Origin of the sequence: Pararhodobacter zhoushanensis (assembly GCF_003990445.1) — a bacterium.
GTDB lineage: Bacteria > Pseudomonadota > Alphaproteobacteria > Rhodobacterales > Rhodobacteraceae > Pararhodobacter > Pararhodobacter zhoushanensis.
Map to the genome: position 1 here is coordinate 19,922 of NZ_REEZ01000010.1, position 22,658 is coordinate 42,579.

At 64.2% G+C, this 22,658-nt stretch carries 22 protein-coding genes and 1 tRNA gene; 6 read left to right on the top strand and 17 right to left on the bottom strand.

Translation table 11 applies throughout. The annotated features are described in order from the left end of the window. Positions 1–97: 97 nt before the first annotated feature. Positions 98–967: an N-formylglutamate amidohydrolase gene (locus EAE28_RS18015; RefSeq protein ID WP_127108872.1), complete on the bottom strand. Its 870-nt coding sequence runs from the start codon at positions 965–967 to the stop codon at positions 98–100. 127 nt (positions 968–1,094) lie between these two features. Here EAE28_RS18015 and EAE28_RS18020 point away from each other — a divergent pair. Together EAE28_RS18020 and ykgO are read left to right on the top strand one after the other, a co-directional pair. Beyond that, positions 1,095–1,169: transfer RNA gene (locus tag EAE28_RS18020), tRNA-Val, on the top strand. Between the two features lie 92 nt (positions 1,170–1,261). Further along, positions 1,262–1,387, top strand: coding sequence for a type B 50S ribosomal protein L36 (ykgO, locus tag EAE28_RS18025; protein WP_127109111.1), 126 nt, complete (start codon positions 1,262–1,264; stop codon positions 1,385–1,387). A gap of 128 nt (positions 1,388–1,515) precedes the next feature. Here ykgO and EAE28_RS18030 read toward each other — a convergent pair whose 3' ends face one another. Further along, positions 1,516–1,911 (bottom strand): RidA family protein, encoded by a 396-nt coding sequence (locus tag EAE28_RS18030; protein WP_127108874.1) that lies wholly within the window; start codon positions 1,909–1,911, stop codon positions 1,516–1,518. A 134-nt stretch (positions 1,912–2,045) separates the two neighbouring features. On the opposite strand from EAE28_RS18030, the gene EAE28_RS18035 reads away from it, so the two are divergent. Next, positions 2,046–2,729 (top strand): helix-turn-helix transcriptional regulator, encoded by a 684-nt coding sequence (locus tag EAE28_RS18035; protein ID WP_127108876.1) that lies wholly within the window; start codon positions 2,046–2,048, stop codon positions 2,727–2,729. Positions 2,730–2,855: 126 nt separating this feature from the next. On the opposite strand, the gene EAE28_RS18040 is transcribed toward EAE28_RS18035, so the two are convergent. From EAE28_RS18040 to EAE28_RS18080, 9 genes are all read right to left on the bottom strand, one after another. Continuing rightward, entirely contained in the window at positions 2,856–4,505 is a 1,650-nt protein-coding gene (locus tag EAE28_RS18040) for a peptidoglycan-binding protein (RefSeq protein ID WP_127108878.1), read from the bottom strand. Positions 4,506–4,539: 34 nt separating this feature from the next. Further along, complete coding sequence (locus tag EAE28_RS18045; RefSeq protein WP_127108880.1) at positions 4,540–5,760, bottom strand: phenylacetate--CoA ligase family protein; 1,221 nt, start codon at positions 5,758–5,760, stop codon at positions 4,540–4,542. A gap of 67 nt (positions 5,761–5,827) precedes the next feature. Next, complete coding sequence (locus EAE28_RS18050) at positions 5,828–6,652, bottom strand: ABC transporter ATP-binding protein (protein WP_127108882.1); 825 nt, start codon at positions 6,650–6,652, stop codon at positions 5,828–5,830. 71 nt (positions 6,653–6,723) lie between these two features. Then, a complete protein-coding gene (locus tag EAE28_RS18055; protein ID WP_127108884.1) occupies positions 6,724–8,010 on the bottom strand; it encodes an ABC transporter substrate-binding protein in 1,287 nt (428 codons plus the stop codon). Between the two features lie 53 nt (positions 8,011–8,063). Continuing rightward, positions 8,064–9,140 carry a branched-chain amino acid ABC transporter permease gene (locus EAE28_RS18060; RefSeq protein WP_127108886.1) on the bottom strand — a complete coding sequence of 359 codons (1,077 nt, stop codon included), beginning with the start codon at positions 9,138–9,140 and terminating at the stop codon, positions 8,064–8,066. Between the two features lie 3 nt (positions 9,141–9,143). Next, on the bottom strand, positions 9,144–10,130 hold the full coding sequence (locus tag EAE28_RS18065; protein WP_127108888.1) for a branched-chain amino acid ABC transporter permease: 987 nt from the start codon (positions 10,128–10,130) through the stop codon (positions 9,144–9,146). Positions 10,131–10,156: 26 nt separating this feature from the next. Beyond that, positions 10,157–10,978 carry an ABC transporter ATP-binding protein gene (locus tag EAE28_RS18070; RefSeq protein ID WP_127108890.1) on the bottom strand — a complete coding sequence of 274 codons (822 nt, stop codon included), beginning with the start codon at positions 10,976–10,978 and terminating at the stop codon, positions 10,157–10,159. 11 nt (positions 10,979–10,989) lie between these two features. Then, the gene (locus EAE28_RS18075) at positions 10,990–12,975 is read right to left on the bottom strand and encodes an AMP-binding protein (RefSeq protein ID WP_246022440.1); all 1,986 of its coding nucleotides are present in this window, start codon (positions 12,973–12,975) and stop codon (positions 10,990–10,992) included. 132 nt (positions 12,976–13,107) lie between these two features. Continuing rightward, positions 13,108–13,743: a LysE family translocator gene (locus EAE28_RS18080; protein ID WP_246022442.1), complete on the bottom strand. Its 636-nt coding sequence runs from the start codon at positions 13,741–13,743 to the stop codon at positions 13,108–13,110. 124 nt (positions 13,744–13,867) lie between these two features. Here EAE28_RS18080 and EAE28_RS18085 point away from each other — a divergent pair, with 124 nt between their 5' ends. Further along, positions 13,868–14,770: a cation diffusion facilitator family transporter gene (locus EAE28_RS18085; protein ID WP_127108896.1), complete on the top strand. Its 903-nt coding sequence runs from the start codon at positions 13,868–13,870 to the stop codon at positions 14,768–14,770. Between the two features lie 3 nt (positions 14,771–14,773). On the opposite strand, the gene EAE28_RS18090 is transcribed toward EAE28_RS18085, so the two are convergent. Then, positions 14,774–15,265: a DUF1993 family protein gene (locus EAE28_RS18090; protein ID WP_127108898.1), complete on the bottom strand. Its 492-nt coding sequence runs from the start codon at positions 15,263–15,265 to the stop codon at positions 14,774–14,776. Between the two features lie 143 nt (positions 15,266–15,408). Next, positions 15,409–16,017 (bottom strand): glutathione S-transferase family protein, encoded by a 609-nt coding sequence (locus EAE28_RS18095; RefSeq protein WP_127108900.1) that lies wholly within the window; start codon positions 16,015–16,017, stop codon positions 15,409–15,411. 71 nt (positions 16,018–16,088) lie between these two features. Here EAE28_RS18095 and EAE28_RS18100 point away from each other — a divergent pair, with 71 nt between their 5' ends. Continuing rightward, positions 16,089–16,844, top strand: a complete 756-nt coding sequence (locus EAE28_RS18100) for a helix-turn-helix transcriptional regulator (RefSeq protein WP_127108902.1) — start codon at positions 16,089–16,091, stop codon at positions 16,842–16,844. Here the strand turns inward: EAE28_RS18100 and EAE28_RS18105 are convergent. From EAE28_RS18105 to EAE28_RS18120, 4 genes are all read right to left on the bottom strand, one after another. After that, the gene (locus EAE28_RS18105) at positions 16,772–18,781 is read right to left on the bottom strand and encodes a M3 family metallopeptidase (RefSeq protein WP_127108904.1); all 2,010 of its coding nucleotides are present in this window, start codon (positions 18,779–18,781) and stop codon (positions 16,772–16,774) included. The two genes, EAE28_RS18100 and EAE28_RS18105, sit on opposite strands and share 73 nt — an antisense overlap. Before the next feature lie 103 nt (positions 18,782–18,884). Then, complete coding sequence (locus EAE28_RS18110; RefSeq protein ID WP_127108906.1) at positions 18,885–19,373, bottom strand: DUF1993 domain-containing protein; 489 nt, start codon at positions 19,371–19,373, stop codon at positions 18,885–18,887. Between the two features lie 62 nt (positions 19,374–19,435). Continuing rightward, positions 19,436–20,362 (bottom strand): ornithine carbamoyltransferase, encoded by a 927-nt coding sequence (gene argF / locus EAE28_RS18115; protein WP_127108908.1) that lies wholly within the window; start codon positions 20,360–20,362, stop codon positions 19,436–19,438. An 89-nt stretch (positions 20,363–20,451) separates the two neighbouring features. Continuing rightward, positions 20,452–21,624, bottom strand: coding sequence for an aspartate aminotransferase family protein (locus tag EAE28_RS18120; RefSeq protein WP_127108910.1), 1,173 nt, complete (start codon positions 21,622–21,624; stop codon positions 20,452–20,454). A gap of 416 nt (positions 21,625–22,040) precedes the next feature. Between EAE28_RS18120 and EAE28_RS18125 the strand changes: the two genes are divergently transcribed. Next, positions 22,041–22,658: a hypothetical protein gene (locus EAE28_RS18125; protein ID WP_127108912.1), complete on the top strand. Its 618-nt coding sequence runs from the start codon at positions 22,041–22,043 to the stop codon at positions 22,656–22,658.

Genomic DNA, 22,658 nt, shown 5'->3' on the forward strand with positions numbered 1-22,658 from the left:
AGATTCAGTGGGTCTGTGCCCAGTCTAGCGCCACATCACGGCTCTGGGTTTGCGATTTAGGGCGAAACACTTGTCTCAAAACCCAAAGAATAGGCGGTTACTCAGCGGCAAGATCCAGCGACGCCCCACCCTGCCCCAGATCCAGCGCGGCCAGCTTCTCGATCACCCCGCGCATCACCGCGCGGAAATCTTCGAACCCCGGCAAGGGCTCGACCCGCGCCTCATCCAGATAGAGCGCCCTGTCGATCTCGATCTGCAAAGCATGGATGCCTTGCGACGGCTGGCCATAACGCTGCGCGATATAGGCCCCGGCGAAGGGCGCGTTGCGCGCCACCACAAACCCGGCACCACGCAAAATCTCCTCGACCGCCGCGACAACCTCGCGCCCGGCGGACGAGCCCCAGCGGTCGCCCAGCACCACATCAGGCCGCACGCCCCCGCGCAACACATGCCCGGTCAGCGCCTCATGGGGCATGGAATGCATGTCGCACAGCAGCACCCGCCCGAATCGGTCATGCTGTTGCTGCAACACCTGCGCCAACGCACCGTGATACGGCGTCCAGTAGCGGCGGATTCGCCGCTCGGCCTCGGCCATCGGCAGCTTGCCGCGGTAAATTTCCCGCCCGTTCGCCACGACTCGCGCCAGCACCCCCAGCCCCGAGGCAATCCGCGGGTTCAGCCCGGCCCGCGGCGCGCCGTCGATCAGCGCCGGGTCCAGTTCATCCGCAGCCCGGTTGAAATCGACATAGGCGCGCGGCACATCCGTGGTTAACACAGGCGCGCCGAATCGGGGCGCGTCCTGCAATAAAACATCCACAAACGCATCCTCAGACGAGCGCAGCACCTGCGTCTCTACCCGCGCCATCACCAGAAAATCAGGCGGATAATCGCGCCCGGAATGGGGCGAGGCAAAGACCACAGGCGAGGTGATCGTATCGGGCTGGATCAGTGTGAACGGGATCGGCAATGCTTGGCTCCTTGCCAGCGACTATAGAGGTGAAAAATGTGCTGCGGAAAGCCCTTGAACATGCCTGCGAGTCCTTTTATAGACCGCTCCATTGACGCGGTCTCGCAGTTTTGAGGGACCACAGTCAGGGCGCGTAGCTCAGCGGTAGAGCACTACGTTGACATCGTAGGGGTCACAAGTTCGAACCTTGTCGTGCCCACCATCGCCTCCATGCCGGAGGCAGGTGTGATCACCACGCCCCGAAAGGGACGTAACAGTTTCAAGGCGCCCGGCGCCGCGAAGAGGAGAAGGCCGATGAAGGTCAGAAATTCGCTGCGCTCGCTCAAGCAGCGCCACCGTGATTGCCAGGTCGTGCGCCGCAAAGGCCGCGTGTACGTGATCAACAAGACCCAGAAGAAATTCAAGGCGCGTCAGGGCTAACCCGACCGCCACTCGGTATACCGAGGGACAGTCAAAGGCCGTGCAGCATCGCTGTACGGCCTTTTTCTTTGGGCGCAGTGGCTGCGTGGCGTCTGGTAAGGTGGGGTTAAACCCCACCCTACGCGCGCTCAATCGGCAGCGGTGGCCTCGATCTCGACCATCAGTCCCGGCATCGCCAGCCGCGACACCCCCAGCAACGTCATGGGTGGTGCGTTCCCAGTCGGCCCGAATCGGGCGCCCAGAATGTCAAAATGACTCATCGCCGCGTCGACGTCGGTGGCATAGATCGCCAGACGGGTAACATCGCCCAACCCCATCCCCGCAGCCCTCAGCACGGCCTCAAGATTATCCAGCGCCAGCGCGACTTGCTGGCGCATGTCCGACGGATGCTGCGGCACGCCCTCTGCATCGACCGAGGTCTGCCCCGCACAGATCAGCTGCCGCGTGACGCCCTCAAGGATCTCGCCCTGATGGTAGCCGACGCGCAGCGACCACGGCCATGGATTAACGGCAGTTCGTTTCATCGCTAGTCTCTCCTTATTCTGATGTCGCCGCCCGGCCGGACAGCGCAGCATCAGCCCTAGGGAACCACTCCTGACAGCATGGTGTCAGCAGACTGCGGGTATCCCAAACGGACCCAGAGCAAGGAGAGCGGTAGATGCGGCGCGCAGACAGACTGATCAAGATCGTCCATTTCCTGCGCGGACGCCGCCGGGCTGTCACCGCCCGGCAGATCGCCGACGAATTCGAGATATGCACCCGCACGGTGTACCGCGACATTCAGGATCTGGTCGGCTCGGGCGCGCCGATCACTGGCGAAGCCGGGGTCGGCTATCTGATCGACAAACAGTATTACCTGCCGCCCGTAACCTTCGATGCCGATGAGCTTGAAGCCCTCGGCCTGGGCATCAGCATGGTGCGCCACTGGACCGACCAGCGCCTTGCCGACAAGGCCGAGAGCGCCTTTGCCAAGATCCAGGCGGTGCTCCCGGCGATCCTTCAGGGAGAGCTGGAACAGATCACCACCTATTCAATCCCCGATCAGCCTGCGCTGCCGTGGACGATCAGCTTTTCGGATCTGCGCGAGAGTATCAGGGCACAGCGCAAGATCGACATTCGCTATACCGACGAGGCCGGTCAGCAGACGTCGCGCACGCTGCGGCCCCTTGCCCTGATCTTCTGCAGCCCGGTCTGGCTGCTGGCGGCATGGTGCGAACAGCGTGAGGACTTTCGCAATTTCCGCCTCGACCGGATGCAAAGCATGACGGTCAGCGCCACCCGTTTTGCCCATGAGAGCGACAAGAACCTGACAGCCTATAAAGCGCAGGACGGCGTCTGCTGACGGAGCGCGCCCCGTAGGGTGGGGTTTCACCCCACCCCCGCAGACCCCTTCCCAAAAGGTTAACGCTCCCCGCCAACCCTTTGGAATCACTCAATCAGCTCAAACGTCCCATCGTGGGACACGCCCTCACCGCAAGATATCCAGCACCCCGTCGGCCAGCAGCCGGGCCACAATCGGTTGGGTCAGAAACCCCGTCACCGGCAGGTCCGCGCGGCGCTGGTAGCGGCGGATGGCGCGGCGGGTTTCGCGGTCAAAGTTGCCATCCTCCGGCCCCGGTTCCAGCCCCAGCCGCGACAGACGTTGCTCGATGATCACCCGCGTAAACTGCGGCAGGCTCATCGCCGCTTCCTCGGCCTCGGCGGCGGCCAGATCGGCGTCAGGCCGGTTCGGGCGGCGCAGCTCCTCGATGCGGCCGCGCGCCTGTTCGGCGAACGCTCCGCGCGGGAAGTCGTTCAGATAGCGCTGATAGCTGTCGCGCGTATCCGCCTGCGCCGCCTGATCCCAGGCCGCGCGGTCGCGGGCCTGCGCGGCTGCGCGGCGGTCAGCCTCGATCCGGTCCAGCCGCTCCTGCGCGATGTTGGCGAAGACGCCGTCCGGGAACCGTTCCAGATAGGCGCGCATGCCCACCTCGTCCGTGCCCGACCCGGTATCGCGCCAGTAGGCGCGGTCCTGCCGCTCCTGCTCGGCAGCGCGGGCGCGGGCTTCTTCCTCGAGCTGAGCGGCGCGGCGCGCGCCTTGCTGCGCCAGTTCAAAGATCTGGTCGCGGGTCAGGAAGCTGGTCTGTTGAAAGCGGTTCGCCCCCTGCCACGCCGAAACCGCCGCGCGGGTGCCCCGGCCAAAGATGCCGTCAATACCGCGCGGGTCGAAGTTCAGGATCGTCAGATCCCGCTGGATCGCCCGGCGCTCGTCGCGCGTCAGACCCAGTGCCTGCTCGATCCGCTCGGGCGTGTTCAGCAGGTTCTGACGGGCGCTCGCCGCCTGCTGCGCATAGAGCCCGTTCGGCCAATCAGCGAGATAGGCGTCGTAGCCCTCGACCGTGTTGGCATCGGCGGCGAGCGCCCAGGCGGTGCGGTCCGCACCCGAACGGTCGACAGGAGGCGCAGCCGCGTGATCGGCGGGCAGAAAGCTGAGATGGGGCGGGTTGAAGCCCTCGATCGTCAGGTTGGAATAGTCCGCAACGGCGGTGCCGATGTTGGTGCCCGGCGCGCTGAGATCGCGCAGGAAGCCATTGATCTCACGCGCAGGGCCCCGCACCAGCGTCACGCCCTGCGGCACGGTGATGCCCGGCGGCAGCCCGCCGCGGAACCCGTCGCGCGAGCTTTCGGGAAAGCCGTAATCCGCCAGCGCGACGACGGCGCCGCCCTGCAACTGCCCGGCCAGCGCCAGCAAGGTTTCCAGCCGCACGCCGAAGCCTTCGATCGTGGCAAAGTCCGGGGCGCGCGATTCGGTGCCCATCAGCCAGACGCCTTGCGGCGAGCTGACGGTATAGCCCGCATAGGCGATCACCACGCGCTCATCTTCGCCCGAGCGCAGCTGCTGCGACAGGTTCGAGAGCGCCGCGCGCAGGGCATTGGCGGAGAGGTCCGTGGCAATGTCGACGGTAAAGCCCGCCGCGTTGAAATTGCGTTCGGCCTGCACGATGCCCGCAGCCCCGCGTGCATCGCGGATCGACTGGTAGTCTTCGTTGGCCACAATCAAAACGGCCCCTGTCGTCGCCTGCGCGGGCAGGGTCAGGGTCCACAGAACCGCGACAGCGGTGGAAAAACGGGTTTTCATCAAAAAACCTCCCTTAAGAGCGGAGGCTTTCAGGTTACTCGTAGGACCGCAGATCCTCGATCACCTTGCCGTCATTGGGCAAAGTCCCGGGCGGTACGAGCTCAACCTTGCCCCGCAATTTCAGCGTATTCATCAATGTCGTCTCATACAACGCGGGATTGGACGCTCTGGTTTCAATCCGCACCGTCATCACGTCCTTTTCGCCCTCACGCGTGGCGATGACGCGGGCACGGGCGACCTCGTCGTGGTGGCTGACGAAATCGGCCACCTGCTCGGGGCGCACGAACATCCCCTTGATCTTGGTCGTCTGATCGGCGCGGCCCATCCAGCCCTTGATGCGCAGATTGGTGCGCCCGCAGGGGCTGAGACCGGGCATGATGGCGCTCAGATCGCCGGTGGCAAAGCGCACCAGCGGGTAATCGGCGTTGAGCGTGGTCACGACAACCTCACCCACCTCACCATGCGGCACGGGATCGCCGGTGCCGGGACGGACGATCTCGACCACGACACCATCGTCAATGATCATGCCTTCCATCGCGTCGGTTTCATAGGCGATGTTGCCCAGATCGGCGGTGGCATAGCACTGGCGGCAGGTAATGCCCCGGTCGGCGTAGTACTGACGCAGGCTGGGGAACAGCGCACCGCCGCCGACCACGGCCTTGGTGATCGACAGGCGCTCGCCCATCTCGTCGGCTTTATCCTGAATGATCTTCAGAAAGTCGGGCGTGCCGGCATAGGCCGTGGTGCCGATGTCGCGGGCGGCGCGGACCTGTAGTTCGGTCTGGCCGGTGCCTGCGGGCAGCACGGCTGCGCCGACGGCGCGCGCGCCGTTTTCAAACATCATGCCTGCGGGCACCAGATGGTAGGAGAAACAGTTCTGCACGATATCGCCGCGCCCGATGCCCGAGGCGGTCAGGAAGCGGCCCAGACGCCACCAGTCGGCGGTGGCGCGGCCTGGCTCATAGATCGGGCCGGGGGACTGGAAGATGTGGTCGAACTCCGCGGTCTTGAGCGCGGCAAAGCCGCCGAACGGCGCGGCGCTGGCTTGCGCCGCGACCAGCGCGGATTTGCGCAGGACCGGCAGGGAGGCGAGTGACTCGATCGTGGTGATCGCGCTGGCATCGACCTCGGCCAGCGTCTGGCCCATGCCTGCGGTGGTCTGCGCGCGGGCAATCAGCGCCGGCAGATCGCGGGCCAGATCGGCAGCGCGCTGGTCGGCTGAGCGGGTTTCGAGCGGATCGAAGGTCTTGGTCATGTGTTTCGCGGGGCTACCCGCTCCCTGTTGCCGGAACGGCGGAGGATAGAGGGGCGAAGGGCTCGGCTCATGCCAGCCAACGCTTGCGGCGGCGATAGCTGCGCACGTCGCGGAAACTTTTGCGGCCCTTGTCGGACATGCCCAGATAGAACTCGGCCACGTCCGGGTTTTCGCGCAGGGCCTTGGCGGTGCCGTCCATCACGACGCGCCCGTTCTCAAGGATATAGCCGGTGTGGGCATAGCGCAGGGCGACGTTGGTGTTCTGCTCGGCCAGCAGGAAGGTCACGCCCTGCTCTTCGTTCAGGCGTTTGACGATCTCGAAGATCTGCTCGACCAACTGCGGGGCCAGTCCCATGGACGGCTCATCCAGCAGGATCGTTTCGGGACGGGCCATCATCGCGCGGCCGATGGCAACCATCTGCTGCTCGCCGCCCGAGGTATAGCCTGCCTGACTTTTTCGCCGGGTCTTCAGGCGCGGGAAATATTCGTAGACCATCTCAAGGTCCGCCGCGATGGCGCCACGCCCCTCTTTGCGGGTGTAGCTGCCGGTGAGCAGGTTTTCCTCGACGGTCAGGTGTTCGAAACAGTGACGGCCTTCCATCACCTGAATGACGCCGGACTGCACCAGCTCGGACGGATCGCGCCCGGCGAGGCTTTGGCCGCGGTACAGGACCGAGCCCTTGGTGATCTCGCCGCGTTCGGATTTCAGCAGGCCGGAAATGGATTTCAGCGTTGTCGACTTGCCCGCCCCGTTGCCGCCCAGCAGCGCAGTGATCGCGCCCTTGGGAACGTTCAGGCTGACGCCCTTGAGGACCAGAATCACGTGGTTGTAGATCACCTCGATATTGTTGACCTCGAGAAGCGTCTCGGACTCGGTGCTGTGATCGAACATGGGGTGCGTTCCGTCAAAAGGGCATGGGTCAGGAGTGGCGGGCGCGCATAAGCGCGCCCGCCGGTCTTGGCTTACAGGCAGCCCGGCGTGATGCTGTTCTCTGCCGCATAAGCAGCAGCGTCAGCGGTCGCCAGTTCACCGATCAGCTCGCGGTCGGACTGGATCCAGTCGGTGATCAGGCTCCAGGTCTGCGTGTCCGCATCCCATTGCTGCATCATCGCTGCGCCAGAACCACCGTGGTTCTGACAGCTCACGTCGAACGGGGCCGAGAAGTTCGGCAGGCCCAGCTCGGTCAGGCGCTCTTCGGTGATCGACAGGTGCTCCATACCGGTGCGCATTTCCGCAGCGGTGATCTGGGCGTGACCGGCCAGCTCTTGTGCTGTGCGTGCCGCTTCCACCGCCAGCATCGCCGCGTAGAGACCGCGCGAATAGACAGCCGAGCCGATCTGGTCGCCGTTACCGGCAGCCATGCCGCGATCCACGACATAGGTCTGGATGTCTTCATAGACCGGGTAGTCACGGCCCACGCCATGGAAGGTCAGCGCGGTATAGCCATCGGCGCCAGCGCCAACCGGCACAACGTCGTTCTCAGAGCCCGACCACCAGATGCCGATGAAGTGGTCCATCGGGAAGCGGATGTTGGCGGCTTCCTGAATGGCGACAGCGTTCATCACGCCCCAGCCCCACATGATCACGTAATCCGGGCGTTCGCGGCGGATTTGCAGCCACTGGCTGGACTGCTCTTGACCGGGCGAGTCAACGGGGACTTCGACCAGTTCAAAGCCATACCGCTCGGACAGGTTTTCCAGCGTCGGGATCGGTTCACGACCGTAAGCCGAGTTGTGGTAGATCAGGACGATCTTCTTGCCTTCGAGCGAGTCTTCATTCTGCTCCAGCAGGTAGTTGATCGCGACCGAGGCACCGTCCCAGTAGTTGGCGGGATAGTTGAACACCCAGGGGAAGGTCTCACCTTCCAGCGCCGAGGTGCGGCCATAACCCATCGTGTGCAGCGGGATGCCATCTGCGGTCACGCGGGGGATCAGCTGATAGGTGATCCCGGTCGAGAGCGGCTGCAGGATCAGCGGGTTGTCACCGCGGATCGATTCGTAGCATTCGACGCCACGCTCGGTGTTATAGGCGGTTTCGCATTCCGAGGTACGGATCGGCAGGCCGCCGATACCACCATCGCGCTGGTTGATCAGGGTCAGATAGTCCTGATAGCCATCGGCGAAGGGAATGCCGCCCGGTGCGAAAGGCCCGGTGCGATAGTTGAGCATCGGGAAGTGCAGATCCTGCGCGACAGCAGGCGCTGCCACCAGGGTCGCCGCAAGGACCGCGGCAAGTTTGGTCATCTTCATTGGTTCTCCTCCCAGTCGATGATTGTTTAGGTCTTGGGTCCGTCCCGCACTCCTCAATGCGGGAAGGGCCATAGGCGTAGTTTGTCTTTGATCGTGCGCCACAAGGCGGCAATGCCGTGCGGCTCGGCGATCAGAACGATGATGATCAGCGCGCCGATGATCATGACCTCAAGGTGTCGCGCCAGATCGGCGGGCCAGCCCAGCGTATCGACCAAGAGCAGTTTCAGGATCACCGGCAACACCACCAGAAAGGCCGCGCCCAGGAACGACCCCAGGATCGAGCCTAGCCCACCGATGATCACCATGAACAGCACCAGAAAGCTTTTGTTGATGCCAAAGGCCTCACCCGCCTCGGCCGCGCCCAGATACACGGCGAAGGTCAGGGCACCCGCCACGCCGACGAAGAACGACGACACCGCAAAGGCGCTCAGCTTGGCGATCAGCGGGTTCACCCCGATGATCTCGGCGGCGATATCCATGTCACGGATCGCCATCCAGCTGCGCCCCACCGTGCCGCGCGTCAGATTGCGCGCCAGCCATGCCATGCCGACCACGAAGATCAGGCAGGTGAAATAGACCGCCGTCGAACTGGCCGAGGCCCCGGTGATCAGCACGCCGAACATCGAGCGTTCCGGCATCGAGATCTGCCCGGTGGTCGAGTAGTTGAAGAACCAGCCAACCCGCGTGAACAGCCAGATCAGGAAGAACTGCGCGGCCAGCGTGGCAACGGCCAGATAGAAGCCCTTGATCTTGAGCGACGGCAGGCCGAACAGCACACCGACCGCCGAGGTGATCAGTCCCGAGAGCAGGAACACGATATAAATAGGCATGCCCGGAAACGAGGTGGTCAGCTTGAAGGTGGCATAGGCCCCGACCGCCATGAAAGCCGCCGTTCCCAGCGACAGAAGGCCGGTATAGCCGATCAGGATGTTCAGGCCCAGCGCCGCGATCACGTAGATCAGGAAGGGCACGACGACCGAATTCGCCCAGTAATCGCCCATGATCATGGGCAGCACCAGAAAGGCGAAGGCCATCACGACCCAATAGGCAACGCGGTCAAACCGGATGGGAAAGGTCTGGTTGTCGCTGGCGTAGGACGTCTTGAAATCGCCCGCTTCACGGTAAAGCATGTGTCAGACCCTCTCGATGATCTTTTCGCCGAACAGGCCCTGCGGACGAAACAGCAGGAACACGAGGGCGAGCATATAGGCGAACCAGTTTTCGGTCGCGCCGCCGATGACCGGCTGCATGAAGAAGTCGAACAGCTTTTCGCCGACACCGATCAGCAACCCGCCGACGATGGCCCCGGGGATCGAGGTGAACCCGCCCAGAATGAGCACCGGCAGCGCCTTGAGCGCGATCAGCGACAGCGAGAACTGCACACCCGATTTCGAGCCCCACATGATCCCGGCGACCAGCGCCACGATCCCGGCAATCGACCAGGTCAGCACCCAGATGAAGCGCAGCGAGATGCCGACCGACAGCGCGGCCTGGTGGTCATCGGCCACAGCGCGCAGCGCGCGGCCCTGTTTGGTATATTGCGAGAAGATCACCAGCGCGGTCACCATGATCCCGGCGATCACCAGCGCCCACAGGTTCAGCGTGTCCAGATAGAAGCCATAGCCGAGCCAGTTATAGGTGAAGTCATCCACTGCACCCGACATGCCCTGCGGGATGCCGACGTCCAGCCGCTTGACCTCGGCCCCCCACATGATGTCGCCCAGACCTTCAAGGAAGAACGCCAGACCGATGGTGGCCATGAACAGGATGATCGGTTCCTGATTGACCAGATGCTTGAGCACCAGCCGTTCGATCAGCCAGGCCATGCCGACCATCACCACCACCGTTGCCGGGATCGCCAGCAGGCTGGGCATGTTGAAGCCGAAATCATGCACCGAGGTGCCGAAGATTGCGTTGATCAGCGGCGCGAAGGGCACCTGCCCGTTCTGAAAGCCGACCAGCGTCAGCGCCGCGAACAGCGCCATGACGCCCTGGGCAAAGTTGAAGATGCCCGAGGCCTTGAAGATCAGCACAAAGCCCAGCGCCACCAGCGAATACATGATGCCGACGGTCAAGCCGTTGAGCGCGGCTTCCATCGCGAAAAGGACGGTATCAGACATGGCCGTTGCCCCCGAAATTCACAGCGTCAGTCATGCGTCACCCCCAGATAAGCGTCGATGACGGCTTGGTTGCCCCGCACCTCGTCGGGTGTGCCGTCGCCGATCTTCTTGCCGTAATCCATCACCACCACGCGGTCGCTGAGGTCCATGACCACGCCCATGTCATGCTCGATCAGCACGATCGTGGTGCCAAATTCGTCGTTCACATCAAGGATGAAGCGGCTCATGTCCTCTTTCTCCTCGACGTTCATGCCCGCCATCGGCTCGTCCAGCAGCAGGATCTGCGGCTCGGCAGCCAGCGCGCGGGCCAGTTCCACGCGCTTTTTCAGCCCGTAAGGCAGGCGCGAGACCGGGGTCTTGCGGATGTGCTGGATTTCCAGAAAGTCGATGATCCGCTCGACCGCCGCGCGGTGCTCGTCTTCCTCACGCGCCGCCGGGCCCCACCACAGCGCCTGCTTCAGGAACCCGGTTTTCATCAGGTTCATGCGCCCGGTCATGATGTTGTCGAGCACCGACATCCCCTCGAACAACGCGATGTTCTGGAAGGTCCGCGCGATGCCGGTGCGGGCCACCTGATAGGGGGCCATTTTGGCGCGCTTGTAGCCCTTGTAGATCACGTCGCCCTCTTGCGGGTTATAGAACCCCGAGATGACGTTCATCATCGACGACTTGCCCGCGCCGTTCGGCCCGATGATCGCCCGGACCTCGCCGGTGCGGATGTCAAACGAGATGTCCTTGATCGCCTCAACCCCGCCAAAGCGCAGGGTGATGTTCTTCAGCTCCAGCACCACGGGGCCGATCTGGCGACCATCGGCGGTGAGATAGCCGTCTTGTTGCGTGTCCAGCATGTCCCTGCCCCTTATTCCGCCGCCATCCGCTGCGCTTCGGCGGTATCGAACACCTTGGCGTCGCGCAGCGACAGCGTTGCTTTCAGCACGCCCTTGCGCCCGTCCTCGTAGCTGACCGCCGTTTCGGTCGAGAGGGTGTCGGCCCCGGCATAGAGCCCGTCGATCAGGTCGGCGAATTTGTCGGCGACGATGGCGCGGCGGACCTTGCGGGTGCGGGTCATCTCGCCGTCATCGGCATCGAGTTCCTTGTGCAGCACCAGAAAGCGGTGGATCTGGCAGCCCGACAGCATCGGATCTTGCGCGACCGAGGCGTTGACTTCCTCGATGTGGCTCTGGATCGTGTCCAGCACCTGCGGGTGCCCGGCGAGTTCCTGATAGCTGGAATAGCCGATGTTGTTGCGCTCGGCCCAGTTGCCGACGGCGGCAAGGTCGATGTTGACGAAGGCGACGCAGCGGTCGCGGCCATTACCGAAGACCACCGCCTCAAGGATGTTGGGGAAGAACTTGAGCTTGTTCTCAACATATTTGGGCGCGAACAGGCGGCCATCGGCCATCTTGCCCACGTCCTTGGCCCGGTCGATGATGCGCAGATGCCCGGTGCCTTCCTCAAAGAACCCAGCGTCGCCGGTGGCGACCCAACCCTCGGCATCCTTGGTCGAGGCGGTCGATTCGGGGTTCTTGTAATACTCGACGAACGTGCCGGGCGAGCGGTAGAACACCTCGCCACTGTCGGCAATCTTGACTTCAACCCCGGGGCTGGGCACGCCCACGGTATCCGAGCGGACCTCGCCGTCCGGCTGCTGGGTGATGAACACCGAGGCTTCGGTCTGGCCGTAGAGCTGCTTCAGGTTGATGCCCAGCGAGCGGTAGAAATCGAAGATCTCAGGCCCGATCGCCTCACCTGCCGTGTAAGCGACACGGATATTCGTCAGGCCCAGCGTGTTCTTGAGCGGGCCGTAGACCAGCACCTCGCCCAGACGATAGTTCATCCGGTCCGTAGCACTGACCGGCTTGCCGTCCAGAATCGCCCCGCCAACCCGCCGCGCCAGCGCCATGTAGCGGTCGAACAGACCCTTCTTGGTCTTGCTGGCGTCTTCCATGCGGATCATCACCGTGGTGAGCATCGTCTCGAAGATCCGCGGCGGTGAGAAGAAATAGGTCGGCCCGATCTCGCGCAGGTCCGACATCAGGGTCGTCGCACTTTCGGGGCAGTTGACGCAGAACCCGACCCAATAGGCTTGGCCCACGGAAAAGATGTAATCCCCGACCCAGGCCATCGGCAGATAGGCGACGATCTCGTCGCGGAAGGTCAGGCTGTCGAACGCGGCCGAAGCCTTGGCGGATTCGATGATGTTGCGGTTCGACAGCACGACGCCCTTGGGCTTGCCGGTGGTCCCCGAGGTATACAGCATGATGCAGGTGCTGTCGTAGGTCAGCTCGGCGGTGCGCTTGGTCAGCTCGGCTTCCAGCCGGCTGCGCGCGGCGCGACCTTCGGTCTGCGCGTCCATCAGCCAGTTCATCTTGGCGTGGTCGTATTTGCGCATGCCGCGCTTATCCAGATACAGGATCTGTTCGATGCCCGGCACCGTTTCCTGCACCTCGATCACCTTGTCGACCTGCTCCTGATCGCCACAGATCGCAAAGCGCGCGCCGCAGTGTTCGAGCACATAGGCCATCTCTTCGGCCACCGCGTCCTGATAGAGCGCGACCGGAATCGCCCCGACCCGCTGCGCCGCGACCATCGACCAATAAAGCGCCGGGCGGTTGCGCCCGATGATCGCGACGTAATCACCGCGCTGCATGCCCAGCGCCAGAAAGCCCAGCGCCATCGCCTCGACCTCGGCCGCGACCTGCTTCCAGGTCCAGGACTGCCAGATGCCGAACTCTTTTTCGCGGTAGGCCGTCGAATTGGCGTATTGGACGGCATTGCGCGCCAAAAGCGCCGGCACCGAGGCCAGCGCGCCCTCAGGGGCACGTTGCGTTGCGGTTGTGGTCACCGTCTGTCTCCTCCCATGGCGCGAGGGGGCCCGTCTCCTCCCGGTTCCCCCCGCGCGTTGCCTAGAGTGGTGGCGGCGGAACATTGCCGCAGTTTTTCGCAATCCTTACGAATTGTAACATGACGGGGCCTATCACCGCTCTTGCAGCGCCAGCCGCAGACCCAGCGCGCAATAGACGGTGCCGACGACCTTGCCCTGCCAGCGCTGAATCGCCGGGTTGCCGCGCAGGAACGCCGACACCCGCCCCGCCGCCAGCGCGACGATCATCGTCGCCAGCGTGCCCATGATGATGAACAGCAGGCCCAGCACCGTGAGTTGCAGCGCAACGGTGCCGCGTGCGGGGTCGACGAACTGCGGCAGGAAGGCCAGAAAGAACAGCGCGGATTTAGGGTTCAGCGCCTCGGCCAGCATCGCCTGCCGCAGGGCCTGGCGCGCGGTGATCGGGCGGGCGCGGGTCAGGCCGGTGTCGGGCTTTTCCAGAAAGCTGCGCAGCCCGATCCAGATCAGATAGCCCGCGCCCAGCATCTTGATCACCCAGAAGGCCTGCGCCGAGGCCATCAGCACCGCCGAGATCCCCACCACGGCCAAAACCGTGTGCACCACGTCCCCCAACGCGATTCCCAGACTGGTCGCCACCCCGACGCGGGTGCCCGAGGTCGAGGCCCGCGCCAGTGTCAGCAGGATCGACGGGCCGGGAAAAAACACAAAACCGGTCAACACGGCGAGATAGGTCAAAAGCGTGGTGATTTCGGGCATGGGATCGTCCATTTTGTCCTATGCTGAGCATGCGGGGACACAAGGGACTGAGCAACCCCCCACCCGTGTTGCCCCGACCTATCGGCAGGTCTATATCGCCCCCAAACGGCCAACAGCGACTCGAGAGGGCCGAGAGATGAGCAATCGAAATCATGCGCTGAACGTCTCCGCCGGGATTGCCTCGGTCGTGGTGGCCGTGACGCTGGTCGCGCTCAAGCTTTGGGCGCTGATCGAAACCGGCGCGCTGTCGGTGGCGGCCTCGCTGGCGGATAACGCGCTGGACGTGATGATGTCCGTCGGTGCGCTGGCGGCGATTTCCTATGCGGCCCGTCCGCCCGATGAGGATCACGCCTTTGGCCACTCCTCTGCCGAAGATCTGGTGGCACTTGTGCAATCGGCGCTGGTGCTCTTGTCAGCGGCGGTGATTGGCTCGGTAGCGGCGTCACGGCTTTGGGCGGTGGATGCCGCGCCGGTAAAGTCCGAAACCGCCGGGATCGTGGTGATGATTGTTGCCGTGGTGATGACCGGCGCGTTGGTGCTGTGGCAGCGGTATGTCGCCAAGGCTACTGGCAACCGCGTCGTGGCGGCCGATTCGCTGCACTATCTGGGCGACCTTTTGCCCACCTCGGGCGTGTTGATCGCGCTGGCGGCCTCATCTTGGTGGGAACTGCCGCGCGTCGATTCGGTGATCGCGCTGATGGCGGCGCTCTGGCTGGCGCGCAGCGGGTTGTCGATCGGACGCGGGGCATGGGATGCGCTGATGGACCACGCCGCCGCGCCTGAGGTGCTGGACCAGATCAACGCCATCGCCGCCGACTGGCCGGGGCTGACCGGACACCACGATCTGAAAACGCGCATGGCCGGGTCCAAGACGTTTATCTCGATGCATGTCGAACTGGACGGCCGACAATCGCTGAACGACGCCCATGCCGTCGCCGACGCGCTGGAGCACAAACTGGAAGAGACGGTGCCGGGGGCCGAGGTGATCATTCACCTTGATCCGGTCGGTCCGGGGTCTGGCCGGATCGCGCGCGGCTGAAGCTCAGGGCTGCATGAAATCGGTTTCGGCCAGCGGGACACCAATCTGCCGCAGGATCGCATAGGCCATGGTCATGTGGAAAAAGAACTGTGGCTTGGCGAACAGCTCCATGAACGAAATACCCGAGACCGTCATCGGCCCGCTGGGCACCGTCACCGCAATGCGCTGGTTGCCGACGAAATCGAATTCCTCAGGCTGAAAGCTGGTCAGGTAGACGCAGGCCTTGTCCAGCCGTTGCCCCAGCCCGGCAAAATCGGTTTCGCTATGCGCCAGCTTGCGCGGCGGGCGGCCGACGAGTTCGTCCAGACTGTCGGTGGCAAAATCGCTGGCCAATTGCACGTGCAGGCAGAGTGGTTGCATGTGCGGGGCCAGACGGGCGTTCATGATTTCTTCGGGCGCGCGCCCTGTCTGGGCGCAGAAATCCTCGGCCGTGGTAAGGATGCGCCGAAAGGACCGCAGGTAGTGGGCATAGACGTGGATCGTTCGACGCTGCATTGTTAGCCTCCGCTAACAACAGGGATAACGCAGCAAAATCAAAGATCAACACCTTAGGCATTTCGCCAGTTGCGCAGACAGAACGGCTGAAACTCAGGCGATGCACGCCTGAGTTGTGGTTGTTTCCGAGGCTTGACCAATGGTCAGGCCGCGCGTGCCGCCTGCTCGGCATCCCGCGCCATGGTAGCCGCGGCAGCGGGCCGCGCGTTGCAGCGTTCCACCCACGCGTGAATGGTCGGATAGCCCTCAAGAAGCGACGGCAGCCAGCCAAAAGGCGACGAACACAGGATATCCGCCGCTGAATAACGCTCGCCCAGCAGCCACGGCCCTTGCTCGAGCACCTCGGTCAACCGCGCCATCATTGTATCGAAATCGCGCAATGCCGCGTCGAAGTAGGGATGCGACAGGCCCGACATTTTCAACAGAATGACCGGCTCCATCACCCCTTGGTAATACGACAGCCACGACAGATATGCCCCGCGCCCGGCCTCGCCCGCCAGCGGCCCCATTCCGGCTTTGGGGAACTTGTCGGTCAGATAGAGCATGATCGCGCCGCGCTCGTGCACGTTCTCGTCGCCGTCGGTCAGATAGGGCACCTTGCCTTCGGGATGCGGGTTAGCCGTGTCACGCCCGCCTTTGCCATTCAGCCGCGGGATGCTCACGTCGCGGATCTCGATCTCGGCCCCGAGTTCGTTGACCAGCGTGACAAGCGCCGACGAGCGGGTGTGATAAGCGTGGAACAGAGTCGTCATGGGTTCGTCCTTTGGTTTTCGATGTCGTCGGTATAGGGTCCGCCTCCTGACAGTTTGCGGCAGGAAGTCTCATGGCCAGAATCGACCGATTGATGCGTCTGATGGATGCGCTGCGCCGCTTGCCGCAGCCGGTGACCGCTGCCCGGCTGGCTGCCGAGACCGACGTGTCCGAGCGCCAGCTCTACCGCGACATTGCCACGCTCAGGGCCGGGGGTGCGTTGATCGACGGGGCAGCGGGGCTGGGCTACACGCTGACCGAAGACCCCGCCTTGCCGCCGCAAAGCTTCTCACGGCTGGAGATCGAGGCGCTGGTTCTGGCCATGGGCGGACTGGCTCAGATGGGCGACGCGGCGCTGGTCGAAGCCGGGCGCAACGCCGTGGCGCGCATCGTCGCGACCCTGCCCGACCGGCAGGGGCGGCAAGCGATGCACCCGGTTTTGCACGCGTGGTATCCCCCGGACCCGCGCCCGCCGGTCACTGTGGACCTGAGCCTGCTCAGACAGGCATGCTGGGACGAAACCAGCCTGCGCATCACCTACCGCGACATGCAGGACCGGCTGACCGAGCGCGAGGTCTGGCCGCTGTCGCTGTCTTACAGCGAGCGCACGTTCATGCTGCTGGCCATGTGCCGGCTGCGGATGGATTTCCGCGTGTTCCACGTCAACCGGATCGAACGGGTCGAGCCGGGCGGCGAGAGTTTCCGCCCGCGCCGCGTGGCCCTGATGCGCGAATACAGGGCCACGTGGACGAGCCGTCAGGCTGCGACCAGCCCGCGCCCCTTGAGCAAGGCCTCGACCCCCGGCATCGCGCCGCGGAATTTGAGGTAGAGCGTTTCGGCATCGTCGGAACCGCCTGCCGAAAGGATAAATTCCTCCAGCTTTTTCGCGGTTTCGGGGTCAAACGGACTGCCCGCTTCCTCGAAAGCCTGAAACGCGTCGGCGTCCATCACTTCGGACCACATGTAGCTGTAATAGCCGCTGGAATACCCGTCGCCCGAGAAGACATGCGCGAAATGCGGCGTGGCGTGGCGCATGCGGATGGCGTGCGGCAGGCCGATGGATTCCAGAATCTGCGCCTGTTTCTGCATCGTATCGGCGGGCGGCGCGCCGTCATGGAACTCAAGATCCACCAGCGCCGAGGCGACAAACTCCACCGTGGCAAAGCCTTGATCCCAGGTCGCCGCCCCCTTGAGCTTTTCGCGCAGCTCGGCGGGCATCGGCTCGCCGGTTTGCCAGTGCTTTGCGTGGGTCTCGATCACCTCGGGAACTTCCAGCCAGTGTTCGAACAGCTGGCTGGGCAGTTCGACAAAATCGCGCGCAACCGAGGTGCCGGAAATGAATTTGTAACCCACGTCGGTCAACATGCCGTGCAGCGCGTGGCCGAATTCATGGAACAGGGTACGCGCGTCGTCCCAGGACAACAAAGCGGGGTCGCCCTTTGCGAAGTTGCAGATATTGACCACCACGGGCCGCGTTTCGCCGCCCAGCTTGCTCTGATCGCGGAAGGTGGACATCCACGCGCCCGAGCGTTTGGACGCGCGCGCGAAATAGTCGCCGATGAACACCGCCATGTGGCGGCCATCGCGGGTGACATCCCAGGCGCGGGCGTCGGGGTGGTAGAGCGGGACGTCAAGCGGCGTGAAGCTCAGGCCGAAGAGGCGGTGCGCCACATCAAAGGCGGCCTCGATCATCGCGTCGAGCGACAGATAGGGTTTGAGCGCGGCTTCGTCGAAATCGTGCAGGGCCAAGCGGCGCTTTTCCGAGTAATAGCGCCAGTCCCAGGGTTCCAGCGGGCCGGTGAAGCCGTCGGCGTGCAGCTGAGCCTCCATCGCGGCGGCGTCTTCCAGTGCCTTGGCGCGCGCGGGTTCCCAAACGCGCATCAACAGGTCGCGCACCTTGTCCGGTGAGCCGGCCATTTCCGGCTCGAGCTTGTAGGCGGCGAAATTGTCGTAGCCCAGCAGCGTCGAGCGCTCATGGCGCAGGGCCAGCGTCTCGGCGGCGATGCCGCGGTTGTCGGTCTCACCGCCGTTGGCACCGCGCGCCACCCAGGCCTCATACGCCTTTTCGCGCAGATCGCGGCGGGTGGAGTATTGCAGGAAGGGCACGATCAACGAGCGGTTCAGCGTCACCACATGGCCGTCGAGGCCCCGCTCTTTGGCCGCCCCGGCGGCGGTGTTGATGGCGAAATCGGGCAGGCCGGACAGATCGTCGAGCGGCATGAACCAGTCACGCTCGTCGGCCAGCAGGTTCTGGGTGAACTGCGTGCCCAGACTGGCCAGACGCGATTTCACCGCCGCCATGCGCTTGGAGCCGTCCGCATCCAGCGCCGCACCGGCGCGGACAAACATGCGGTGATAGAGCATCAGAACGCGCTCCTGCTCGGCGCTCAGGCCCAGCGTATCGCGGGCCTCCCACAGAGCGGCGACGCGGGCGAAAAGCGCGGCGTTCGAGGTGATCTCGCTGGAATAGGCCGAAAGCTTGGGGGCCAGATCACGCTGCAGGGCCTCGCGCGCCGGATTGGAATCCGACCCGGAGAGATTGAAGAACACGCCGCCGACCTTGTCGAGCGTGGCATCGGCCTGCTCGAGCGCCTCGATCGTATTGGCGAATGTCGCGGGTTCGGGGTTGGAGGCGATCGCGGCAATGGCGGCGCGGCCCTCGGTCAGGGCGACCTCAAAGGCGGGGGCGAAATCTTCATCGCGGATCGCGTCGAAGGGCGGCAGGCCGAACGGGCCTGTCCAGTCGGAAAGAAGGGGATTGGTCATGGGACGCCTGCGCTGAGAAAAGTTTGCGCAAGCCTACCCCTGTCGCCGGGTGGGCGAAAGGCGGGGCGGATCACAAATCCACCGCCCCACCGGTCTGATGAGCTCAGCCGCCGAGGAAATCGCGTTTGCCGATCTCAAGCCCGTTGCTGCGCAGGATCGCGTAGGCGGTGGTCATGTGGAAATAGAAGTTGGGCACCGCGTAACCGTGCAGATACTGCGCGGCCGGGAAGCTCAGCTCACGCGGACCGGCTTTAACGGTGATGGTCAGCGCATCGGCCCCGTCAAACGCATCGGCGGGCAGCGATTGCAGGAACTCAAGCGTCATGGCGACACGCGCGCGCAGGTCGGTGAGGGTGCATTCGGCGTCGGCATAGACTGGCACATCGACCCCGGCCAGCCGCGCACCCGCGCCTTTGGCATGGTCGCAGGCGATGGCGATCTGACGCCAGAAGGGCAGCATATCCGCGGTCAGGCGCAGATTGGGGATAACCTCGGGCTTGAGGGTCTTGGCGGTCTGCCAGTCCTCGGCCTTGGCCAGAATGGCCGACAGGGCGGTGAGGGAATGGATGAAAAACGGGGTCGGATTGAGCACGGTGGGCCTCCTGTTGCGCGCGGCGCGAGGAGGCCCTTTCCGGCGACAAACCGCAAGGGGTATCAGACGCCCAGACACCAGCGCAGGATGGCTTTCTGGGCGTGCAGGCGGTTCTCGGCCTCGTCCCAGATCACCGATTGCGGGCCGTCCATAACGGCGCTGGTCACTTCGTCTTCGCGGTGCGCGGGCAGGCAGTGCATGAACAGCGCGTCGGGCTTGGCGGCGGCCATCAGGCGTTCGTTCACCTGATAGGGGCGCAGCTGGTTGTGGCGGCGTTCCTTGGTCGACTGGCTGTCATGCATCGACACCCAGGTGTCGGCGACGACCAGATCCGCGCCCTGCACGGCTTCCATCGGATCGCGGATGATCTGCACGTCCGAGCCTTTGTCACGCGCGAAGCGGACCCATTCGTTTTCAGGGTCCAGCGGCGGCGGGCCCGAGAAGGTCAGATCGAACCCGAATTGCCCGGCGGCATGCAGGAAGCTGGCGCAGACATTGTTACCATCGCCGACCCAGACGACCTTCTTGCCCTTAATCGGCCCGCGATGTTCCTCGAACGTCAGGACATCGGCCATGATCTGGCAAGGGTGGGTGCGGTCAGTCAACCCGTTGATCACCGGGACATCGGCGTATTCGGCCATCTCCTGAATCACCGATTCATCGAAGGTGCGCAGCATGATCAGGTCGACATAACGTGACAGAACGCGGGCGGTGTCGGCGATGGTCTCGCCGTGGCCCAGCTGCATTTCGCTGCCCGACAGGATCATCGTCTGCCCGCCCATCTGGCGCACGCCAACGTCAAAGCTGACGCGCGTCCGGGTCGAGGGTTTCTCGAAGATCAGCGCGACCATGCGGCCCTTGAGGGGCTGGTCATCGTCGGGCTCGGCCTTGAAGCGGCCCTTGCGCGCGGCCTTCATGGCGGCGGCGCTGTCAATCATGCCGCGCAATTCGGGCGCGGCGGTGGTGTGGATGTCGAGAAAATGGTTCATGCTAAGCGTCTTTCCGAGGCCGGGGTGAGGGGGCCAGCCCCTCTGGCCGTTCCGGCCATTCACCCCCGGCGTATTTGAGGCAAGATGAATTACTTGGCCTCGTAAGCGGTTGCGGCGGTATCGAGACGGGTCATGGCCTCGGCGATGTCTTCATCGGGGATGTTGAGCGGCGGCAGGATACGCAGCACGTTATCGGCAGCCGGAACCACCAGCACCCCGGCATCGCGCGCGGCGACGGCGAGGTCACCGGCGGGGGCCTTGCACTTGATCCCAAGGATCAGCCCGGCACCGCGCACGGTCTCGAAGCTGTCGGGGTGGGCGGCGACGAGGCCTTCGAGCTTTTGGCGCAGAAGGCCGGCCTTACGGTTGACCTCGGCCAGAAAAGCCGGGTCCGAGACGATCTGCGTGACCTTGAGGCCCACGGCGCAAGCCAGCGGGTTGCCGCCATAGGTGGACCCGTGCGTGCCCGCGACCATGCCCGCCGCAGCGCTTTCGGTGGCGAGCACGGCACCCAGCGGGAAGCCGCCGCCGATGCCCTTGGCGACCATCATCACATCGGGTGTGACGCCCGCCCATTCATGGGCGAAGAGCTTGCCGGTCCGGCCCATGCCGCATTGCACCTCGTCGAATACCAGCAGCGCGCCGGTCTTGTCGCAAGCCTCGCGCAGAATGCGAAGCTCGGTCTCGGACAGCGGGCGGATGCCACCTTCGCCCTGAATCGGCTCGACCAGAACGGCGGCGACGGTGTCATCCATGGCGGCGGCAAAGGCCTCCATGTCGCCCCAGGGAAGTTGCTTGAAGCCGGGCATCAGCGGGCCGAAGCCCTTGACCATCTTTTCCGACCCGGCAGCGGCAATCGCGGCGGTCGAGCGGCCGTGGAAAGCGCCCTCGAAGGTCAGGATCGTCGCGCGCGGCGTGCCTTTGTCGTACCAGTATTTGCGCACCATCTTGACCGCCAGTTCCAGCGTCTCGGTGCCCGAGTTGGTGAAAAACACCGTGTCGGCAAAGGTCTGGTCGACCAGCAGATCGGCCAGCGCCTGTTGCTGCGGGATGGTGTAGAGGTTCGACACATGCCACAGGTTTTGCGCCTGCTCGGTCAGGGTCGCTACCAGCTCAGGGTTGGCATGGCCCAGTGCATTCACCGCAATGCCTGCCCCCAGATCGAGGAATCGGCGCCCGTCTGCTTCAATGAGCCAAGAGCCTTCGCCCTTCACAAAAGACAGGGGCGCGCGGTTATAGGTGGGCAGAACGGTGGTGATCATGGGAAAGACCCTTAAAAGCGAAGGCCCATTCGTGCCGAAGGCAACGGGCCAAGTCAATGCAGGTTCAGGCGGGGGTGGATATGTCGCACGGCTAGCAGCCGCGCGGACATGGGTGATCAGACGCTAAAGCGTCGGCGTCGCAGAGCAGCAGAGGCGAAGCATGTGATCATGGCACGCTCATAGCGTGGCAATGGCGCTGTGTCGAGTCGTCATGAGGCGCGGCGACATGCCGCCGTGCCCCCACCGGTCAGCCGGGGCAGAATGCGTCTTCGTTCGGCGCTCAGGCTTTCAGCGCACTTGCCCAAGATCGAAGCATTCACTATCCCTGATATTTCCTTACCGGACGACCCGATGCCCCAGTGCCCCCCTCTCACTGCCGTGCCCCTGACCACCTCTGTCCGAGGGCTGGCTCAGGCATGATCAGGTGGCTGCACCTTGGGCTTTTTGCCTTGATGCTGCCGCTGGCCGCCTGTTTCGAGACGGAACCCCTGACGCAAGCCGCCACACGCGGGTTGCTGCCCGCCGCAGGCCCCAGTTCCGTACAGGTCTTGCGAGACTCGGTGACGGTCACGGGTCCGGCGGGGTACTGCGTGGATGTCGAAGCGACCAGCGAGAGTGACATCGAGGCCTTCGTGCTGCTGGTCCGCTGCCGCAATACGCTACGGGCCTCGCCGGTGCTCAGCGCGACGATCACCGGGCTGGAATCGGACGGCAACCCCGACAGCCTGCGCCGTCTGACCACCTTCCTGCAGTCCATGCCGGGCCGCGCGCAGCTCAGCCGTTCGGGCGATCCGTCGGATGTCACGGTCGAGGCCGCGAGCTTTGCCGATGGCGTGATCTGGCTGCTGATCCATGACAATGGCAATCCCAGCGCCTTTGACGAGACCTATTGGCGCGCAATCCTGCCGGTTGCGGGACGGATCATCACCCTGTCGGTGCTGGCCGCCGCCGATCACCCGTTCGAGCGCGACAGCGGGCTGGCCATTCTGCGCAACTTTGTGATGCGGATGCGGACGCAGAACGCCGCGCAATAG